At 69.5% G+C, this 8,068-nt stretch carries 7 protein-coding genes; 2 read left to right on the top strand and 5 right to left on the bottom strand.

Going from position 1 to position 8,068, the window contains the following annotated elements; genetic code table 11:
* Window positions 1-359: 359 nt before the first annotated feature.
* Together cobM and ACZ6SF_RS12840 are read right to left on the bottom strand one after the other, a co-directional pair.
* Window positions 360-1,118: a precorrin-4 C(11)-methyltransferase gene (gene cobM / locus ACZ6SF_RS12845; RefSeq protein WP_466062214.1), complete on the bottom strand. Its 759-nt coding sequence runs from the start codon at window positions 1,116-1,118 to the stop codon at window positions 360-362.
* 69 nt (window positions 1,119-1,187) lie between these two features.
* Window positions 1,188-1,613, bottom strand: coding sequence for a PPOX class F420-dependent oxidoreductase (locus ACZ6SF_RS12840; protein ID WP_466062213.1), 426 nt, complete (start codon window positions 1,611-1,613; stop codon window positions 1,188-1,190).
* Window positions 1,614-1,781: 168 nt separating this feature from the next.
* Between ACZ6SF_RS12840 and ACZ6SF_RS12835 the strand changes: the two genes are divergently transcribed.
* Complete coding sequence (locus tag ACZ6SF_RS12835; RefSeq protein ID WP_466062212.1) at window positions 1,782-3,098, top strand: MFS transporter; 1,317 nt, start codon at window positions 1,782-1,784, stop codon at window positions 3,096-3,098.
* Between the two features lie 207 nt (window positions 3,099-3,305).
* On the opposite strand, the gene ACZ6SF_RS12830 is transcribed toward ACZ6SF_RS12835, so the two are convergent.
* Window positions 3,306-4,841, bottom strand: coding sequence for an FAD-dependent monooxygenase (locus ACZ6SF_RS12830; RefSeq protein WP_466062211.1), 1,536 nt, complete (start codon window positions 4,839-4,841; stop codon window positions 3,306-3,308).
* A 361-nt stretch (window positions 4,842-5,202) separates the two neighbouring features.
* On the opposite strand from ACZ6SF_RS12830, the gene ACZ6SF_RS12825 reads away from it, so the two are divergent.
* Window positions 5,203-5,799, top strand: coding sequence for a TetR/AcrR family transcriptional regulator (locus tag ACZ6SF_RS12825; protein ID WP_466062210.1), 597 nt, complete (start codon window positions 5,203-5,205; stop codon window positions 5,797-5,799).
* Here ACZ6SF_RS12825 and ACZ6SF_RS12820 read toward each other — a convergent pair.
* Together ACZ6SF_RS12820 and ACZ6SF_RS12815 are read right to left on the bottom strand one after the other, a co-directional pair.
* Complete coding sequence (locus tag ACZ6SF_RS12820) at window positions 5,796-6,842, bottom strand: threonine aldolase family protein (RefSeq protein ID WP_466062209.1); 1,047 nt, start codon at window positions 6,840-6,842, stop codon at window positions 5,796-5,798. The genes ACZ6SF_RS12825 and ACZ6SF_RS12820 overlap by 4 nt on opposite strands.
* Before the next feature lie 49 nt (window positions 6,843-6,891).
* Window positions 6,892-8,004, bottom strand: coding sequence for a serine hydrolase domain-containing protein (locus tag ACZ6SF_RS12815; RefSeq protein ID WP_466062208.1), 1,113 nt, complete (start codon window positions 8,002-8,004; stop codon window positions 6,892-6,894).
* Window positions 8,005-8,068 lie beyond the last annotated feature (64 nt).

Below are 8,068 nucleotides of genomic sequence, written 5' to 3'. Positions count from 1 at the left end.
CCGTAACCTCGCTTCCGGAACGCGCAGGCGCGCTCCCCCGACGACACCCGGATGCGACGCGCACGCTCATACCATGGCGTCTGCGGCTCCGGGCCCAGTGCTCGTATCGATCAGGCAAAAATGTCCATCGGACTTATCCGTTTGTCGGGCCGGAGGTGTTACATCGGGTACCGGCCACACGACGCCGTGCCGCACGGGTTACCGAACTCCTGACCACCGATCCAATCTACCGTCGCCGCGCGTGCTCACCAACCGGCCTCTACCCGGGCCCGGAGGGAACGAACCGGCCCCGGCAACCCGTCCGCACACCCATACCAGAGGGCACCGACAACCACCGCGACCAGGTCCCGCGGCCCGCGCTACGAGCCCAGATGTGCTCGATCACGCGCCGGGTCGTACAGGTGCGATTGCGCACAGTCGGCGCCCGGCGCCAGCGCCCGCCCGACCACGATCACCGCGGCCTGCCGCAGCCCGGCCGATTCGACCCGCTCGGCGATATCGCACAGCGTCCCGCGCAGCACCAGCTCTTCGGGCTGGCTCGCCCGGTACACGACCGCCACCGGGCAGTCGGTTCCGTAGTGCTCCGACAGTTCGGCGGCCAGCTCCCGGGTCCGGGTGATCGCCAGATGCAGCACCAGGGTTGCCCGGGTACGGGCGAACCCGGCCAGCGCTTCGGTATCGGGCATGGCAGTGGACCGCAGCCGGGTGCGGGTGAGCACCACCGACTGCGCCACCTCCGGCACCGTGAGCTCGGCGCCCAGCGCTGCCGCCGCGGCGGCATAGGCCGGGACACCGGGGGTGACGTCCCACGGCACCCCCGCCGCGTCGAGGCGGCGGGTCTGCTCGGTGAGCGCGGAATACAGGGAGGGATCGCCCGAGCACAGTCGCGCCACGTCCCGCCCCGCCTGGTGCGCCGCCACCAGATGTTCGGTGATCCGGTCCAGGTCCAGCCGCTGGGTGTCGATCAGCTCGGTCTCCGGCGCGCAGTGCCGCAGCACCTCGGGATCCAGGTAGGTCCCCGGATACAGGCAGACCGAGCACCGGCCCAGCAGCTCCACCGCGCGCACGGTCAGCAGGTCGGCGGCGCCGGGTCCGGCCCCGATGAAGTGCACGGTCATGCCGCGAGTCTAGGCACCGGCCCGTATACCCGGCCCGGCGGTCGGCGCCGGTCCCGCGGTCTCCCCGGTTCAGCCCACGGCGTCGAAGAACGCGATCACCTTGTGCGGTTTCACCCGCACCAGCAACTCCCCGGGCACCCCGTTGCGGCGCCCGAATTCCTCCGCGCGGGCAGTACCCATATACCGCCCGCCGATCGCGGTGGCGGTGCGCAGCAGTTCGGCGGGGTCCTCGGACAGGGTGACCGTCCCCTGCACCTGCACCGCCCCGTACGGCGGCTCCTCCAGGTCGACGACCATCGCGATCCGCGGGTCCCGCTGGAGCGCCTTCCCCTTCGCGGTGTCCTTCCCGGTATTGAAAACCAGCTCGTCACCGTCGAGCAGGAACCACACCGGAGTCACCACCGGCCGCCCGTCGGCGGCCGTGAAAGCCACTTTGGCGGTGCGGGTTCCGTAGCTGAGGAAATCACGTACCGCGGGATCGGAGAGTGAGGCCATACCGCACACCCTAGGGCGGGCCCGGGGGCGTACGACGCAGTTACCCGGCGCGTCGGCCGGCGTGGGCGCGTCGTGACACCGGCGGACAACGAACGGTTGTGCACGACACCGGATCGGTTGTTTGATCCGGCCCCGCGCTGTTGCTTCGATCTCGGCGATCGACTGCGAGTGTGGCGAGCCGGAGGTGGAACCTTGGGGCCGAGACGATCCTTGGGGCGGCGGTTCGGATGGCTGTGGATGTCGTATGCGGTCAGCGCCTACGGTTCCGGGCTGGGGTTCGGGGCGTTACCGCTGATCGCGGTGCTGGTGCTGGATACCGGGACGGTTCAGGTGTCGGTGTTGTCGGCGGTCGGGCCCGCGGTGGGGGCGCTGATCGCGGTACCGCTCGGGCCGTGGGTGGAGTTCCGGCGGAAGCGACCGGTGCTGATCGCGATGGATCTGGCGCGGTTCGCGGTGCTGCTGTCGGTCCCGGCCGCCTACGCCGTGGGCGGGCTGAGTTTCGCCCAGTTGATGGTGGTGTCGGCGGTGGTGGCCGGGGCGAAGATCGGTTTCGGCGCGGCGAGCGGCGCGTACCTCAAAGCCGTGGTGCGGCCGGAGGATCTGCTGGTGGCCAATGCCCGGTTCGAGTCGACGAATTGGAGTTCCATCGCGATCGCGCCGCCGCTGGGCGGGGCGGCGATCGGGTTGTTCGGGCCGGTCGTCACCGTACTGGCCGATGCGCTGAGTTATCTGCTCTCCGCGCTGGGAATCCTCGCGATCCGCGACCGGGAGCCGCGCCCGCCCCGGACCGGCGGGCGCCGGATCCGGGCGGGTGAGTTGTTCGACGGCTGGCGGCATATTCTCACCCATCCCGGACTCCGGGGCCTATACCTCAATCACCTGGTGGTCGCCGGACTGATCATGGCCACCGAGCCGCTGCTGGCGGTCCTGCTGCTGCGTGACCTCGGTTTCCCGCCCTGGCAGTACGGGCTTGCCTTCGCGGCCCCCTGTCTCGGCGGGCTGATCGGGTCCCGCCTGGCCGGGCGGGCGGTGACGCGGTACGGCCGGCACCGGATCCTCCGGGTGGTCGGTTCCCTGCGCGCGGTCTGGTTGATCGGCCTCGCCGCGGTGCAACCCGGTATCGGCGGCCTCGCGACGGTGATGGCTCTCGAACTCGCGATCATCGTCTGCATGAGCCTGTACAACCCGGTGCTCGCCACCTACCGGCTCGAACACACTCCGGACAACCGGATCGCCCGGGTGCTGTCGGCCTGGTCGATCGGCAGCGCCGCCGCCATCGCCGTTCTCAGCGCGCTCGGCGGATTGCTCGCCGGGGCCACCGGACCGCGAACCGCACTGGTCATCGCGGGACTGCTGATCCTCGCGAGCCCGCTCCTACTACCCCGCCGCCGGGACCATCCGCCCGAGCCGGGGCAGCGTCATTCCGCCGTATGCGCGAGGACGGCCGTGGCCAATTCCTCGTGGACCTCGGGCGGCAACGTATGACCCATTCCCGCCACGATCATCAGCCGCGCTCCCGGAATCCCGTCGGCGATGAGCGCGCTGTGGCCCGGCTTGGCCGGTTCGTGGCTGCCCTCGACGACCAGCTCGGGGTGTCGGTCCCGGCGCCGGATTCTTCACTCCAGAGATTCACGTCCGGCATATCCGGTCCTTTCGGTGGTGGGTGGTTCGCCGCGGTCCGCGGTGACGGGCTCATCTCGCGGATCGCGGGCCGAACCAGTACGACAGCGCCTCCTCCAGACCCGCGGCGGCCGATTCGGCCGATTCGCCGATCGCCGCGGCCCAGGCGATCCAGCCGTCGGGGCGGATCAGGAGGGCATCGGCCGGGCGGTCATCCGTTTTGCCCGTGTGGATTTCGATCGGCGGCCGGTCGCGGGCGATATCGCGGAGTTCCGCACGGTCGGCGAGGTCGATCAGGAGTGGGCGCGCGGTGTGCATGAGTTCGGCGACGGTGGTGGTGCCGGATTCGGTGTGCAGGGTGAGGTCGGGGGCGAAGGTGCCGGTCGCGGGGTGATCGTTGGAGTTGGGCAGCGGGTAGCGGATATCGGAGCCGGCGATCAGGGCGCCCATTCGCCGCAGCGGTTGATCGTCGGTGAGCAGTTCCTGGAAAACTGCCCGCAATGCCTCGGCGGCCGGGTCGGTCCCGCGCCGCAGGGCGACCTGCGCCTGGGTGTGCAGCATGGTGCGGGTACCGGCGTGGTGACGTTCCCGGTGGTAGGTGTCCAGCAGACCGTCCGGCGCCCGGCCCTCGATTCCGGCGGCCAGTTTCCAGGCCAGGTTGACCGCGTCGAGCATGCCCGCGTTGAGCGCCACGCCCGTGGCGGGGAACAGATGCGCGGCATCACCGGCCACCAGGACCCGCCCCGCCCGGTACCGGTCGGCCTGCCGGGCCTTGAAGGTGAACCGCGACATCCGCGAGGTCTGCGCCACCGGCAGATCCACGCCGAGCACACGACGGATGCTGTCCTGCAGTTCGGGGACGGTCATCGGGATATCGTCGTCGTATTCGGCGCTCTCGTCCTCGATGGTGTAGACGGACAGCGAGTCCGAGGTGGGCGAGGCCGCCATACCGAAGAGCCCGCGCTCGGTCCGGGTGAAACCCGCCCGGACGGTCGCACCGCCGGGAAGTTCGAGGTCGCCGCTGCCGAGCACGGTCACCGAATCGGGGACGGTGATCTGCGCCAGCCGGTTGACCTCGGGATATACGGTGCCGGGGAACTCGATCCCGGCCATTTCGCGGACCCGGCTGCGGGCACCGTCACAGCCCACGAGGTAGCCGGCGCGCACCCGGTACTCCCCCTCGGGCCCGCGCACCCGGACGGTGACCGCGCCGGCATCCTGGCTCACGTGCAGGACCTCGTGTCCCCGGCGGATTTCGACGCCGAGCTCGTCCACCCGCTCACCCAGTACTCGCTCGAGCCGCTGTTGCGGGAGCGGCAGCGCGTGCATGGGCGATTCCGCCAACTGGGTGAGGTCCACATGCACGCCGCCGAACGGGAACCGCGGCGCCGGAATGGGATCGGTGCAGGCGGCCTCGAATCGCTCCAGCAGCCCGCGATAGCGCAGCAGTTCCAGGATCTGGCCGCCGAGGCCGCCCGCCTTCGGGGTGTCGCGGGGCCGCGGCTGCCGCTCCAGCACCAGCGGCCGCACGCCGGCGAGCCGGAGTTCCGCGGCCAGCAGCAGACCGGTCGGCCCGGCGCCCACGATGATCACGTCGGTATCCGTCACACCGATCTCCTCAGGGTTGTTCGTACTACTCGTCCCGCTCGCCGGTTTCCCGCGCATTCCACACTCCCTCTCGGATCCCTCGAAATTCTCCGGCACCGCCGGAGGCCGGCCGGGATCGCTCCCGGCCGGCCGTCCGGGACTACCGGGCGCCCCGCCTCATATGCCGGGGCCATCCGCCCTTGGCGGGACCCTGGGTGCGGGGCGGAACCGGGCGGGTTACGAACCGCGACTGATCGTTGCGGGTGGGGTAGGTGCTGTGTTGCTTTCGCATGGGGCGCCACCTTTCCTGTAAAACCACTTCGCTTGTAGTACTGTGGTCGAAGTGATTTGAACCGTAGTACTACAGATGGAGTGGTGTCAAGTGGTGCGCACGAATCCAGAACGCCGGCGAGCCCTGCTGGACGCGTCGATCGAGGTCCTGGCCGACGAAGGGGCCCGCGGGCTGACCTTCCGCGCGGTGGACAAGGAGGCAGAGGTGCCCGCCGGGACCGCCTCCAATTACTTCTCCAACCGCGACGACCTGCTGATCCAGGTCGCACACCGGTATTACGAGCGGCTGGTCCCCGATGACGAGACGATGGCCAAACTGCACGGGCTGCGTTCCCGCGAGACCGTGCACGAACTCATGACCGAGGTCGTCGGGCGGGTCAGCCGGTTCCGCAGCGGCTACCTCGCCATTCTCGAACTGCGGCTGGAGGCCACCCGGCGACCCGATCTGCAGGCCCTGCTCACCGAACGCGTGCGCGCCGACCTGGATTTCAATATCCGCAACCACCTGGACAACGGGATGCCGGGCGACGAGAACACCGTGAACCTGCTGTTCCTCGCCTTGAACTGGCTGGTCCTCGAACGTCTCACACTCCCCGGCGTCTTCACCGACGAGCAGGTGGAGGAACTGGTGCGGGTGGCGGTGGAACGCGCGATCCCGGCCACCGCAGTGGACGAGACCGCGCGTTAGACGGCCATCTCCCGGGCGAGCGCGGCCACGAAGTCGTCCACATCGGACTCGGTGGTGTCGAACGAGCACATCCACCGGACCTCACCGGTGCGGGTGTCCCAGGGATGGAATCGGAACTGCCGCCGCAGCCGCTCGGTGACCTCCGCGGGCAGTACCGCGAACACGGCGTTGACCTCGACCGGCCGGGCGATCTCGACACCCGGCACCCGGCCGGCGGCAGTCGCCAGCCGCTCCGCCATCGCATTGGCGTGCCGGGCATTGCGCAGCCACAGGTCGCCCTCCAGCAGCGCGACGAACTGCGCCGAGAGGTACCGCATCTTGGACGACAGCTGCAGCGCCGCCTTGCGCAGATACTCCACACCGCGCACCGCGCCGGGATCGAGCACCACGATCGCCTCACCGAACATCAGGCCGTTCTTGGTGCCCCCGAAGGACAGCACGTCCACCCCGGCGTCGGTGGTGAAGGCACGCGGCGGCAGGCCGAGCGCGGCGGCCGCGTTGGCCAGCCGCGCACCGTCCACATGCAGCAGCATGCCGCGCTCGTGCGCCGCCTCGCCGAGGGCCGTGATCTCGCCGGGCGTGTACAGAGTGCCGAGTTCGGTGCTCTGGGTGATCGAGACGACCCGGGGCTGCGCGTGATGCGGATCGCCGAAACCCGTCGCGTACCGGTCGACCAGCTCCGGGGTCAGTTTGCCGTCCGGAGTGGGCACCGCGATCAGCTTCAGCCCGGCCACTTTCTCGGGTGCGCCGCATTCGTCCCGGTTGATATGGGACGTCTCCGGGCAGAGCACCGAGCTCCAACGGTCGCACATCGCCTGCAGCCCGACCACGTTGGCGCCGCTGCCGTTGAAAACCGGATAGATCTCGGCGCGCTCACCGAAATGACGTCCGATCAGCTCGCGGAGCCGGGCGGTGTGGACATCCGCCCCGTAGGCGGGCTGGTGGCCCACATTGGCGGCCGCCAGCGCCGCCATGATCTCCGGGTGTACGGAGGCATTGTTATCGCTGGCGAAACCCCGCGCCGGAACGCTCTCCCCGCTCACTGGTCTCCTCGTGTCGTCCTCGGATCGGTGCACCCGACGGTAGTCGGGTTCAGCGATCCGTTCCGGCCTGCCCGAAGACCTCCCGGACGAGCCGCTGTGTCGCCATCTGGAACTCCGCCGACAGCGAGAGCGCCGCGTCGTCCACATAGTTCAGCGCGGCGGTCATGGTCTTGCCGCCGTCGGGTGTGCTGAACATGAGCGCCCCGTGCCCGGCCGCGCCACCGTTGTGCGTGATGACGACGCCGTCGCCGGTCTGCTGCACGAAAATGCCCAGGCCGTAGTCCATCCCGGGGATTCCGGTCGGATAGGTGGTACGCATCTCGGCGAGCAGTTCGGCCGGCAAGAGCTTGCCGCTGTTCAGCGCGGAGAAGAAGAGATGCAGATCGCGGGTGGTCGAGATCATGTCACCGCCGCTGCTGATCCAGGACGGGTTGTGGCGGGTGACGTCGACCGTCCGCTCCACACCGTCGTCGTCGTAGCGGTAGTAGCCGTGGGCGTGCGGCTCGGGAACCTCCGTCTCGGTGGTCGGCGCCACGGTGCCCGTGAGCCCCAGCGGTTCCAGGATCAGCCGTCGCATCTCCGCGGCGACCGGACGGCCGGTGACCTTCTCGATCAGCAGCCGGGCCACCACATAGTTGGTATTGGAATAGCTCCAGCCGGTGCCCGGCTCGAACCGCGCCGGCTTCGACAATGCCAGCCGCACCAGCTCTTCCGGCCGGTAGGTCGCGAACCGGTTGTCCACCCACTCCTTACCCGAGATGGTGCAGGCGATGCCCGGCACGACCGTACCGTCCGGGAAGTATTCGCCGGTGAAGTTGAAGATTCCGCTGGTGTGCTGCAGGACCATGCGCACGGTGATCCGTTCGTCGAACCCGAACTCGGGGAGATGGTCCGCGACCGGGGCGTCCAGGGTGAGCTTGCCTTCGGCCACCAGCTGCAGCACCAGGGTCGCGGTGAAGGTCTTGGTGTTGCTGCCGATCCGGATATGGCCGTCGATCGGCGGCGTCGCGTCACCGCCCGGCTCGCTCACCCCGGCGGTACCCGTCCACTCCCCCTTCTCGTCGTCGACGCGCAGCGTCATCCCCAGGAAACCGGAGGAGACGATCTCCTCGAGGGTCTGCTGCAGGGTCGCCTTGCCGTGCTGGGCCTGGGTGATGGACATGGTGTGCTCCTTCTGCTGCCGGGCGGTTCGCGCTCGGTCGGTTTCGTTGTGCTCGATGATGACT

The organism is Nocardia sp. NPDC049935 (genome assembly GCF_055586645.1).
The sequence above is the reverse complement of the archived record's forward strand: the minus strand, read 5'-3'. Positions and strand labels throughout refer to the sequence as shown.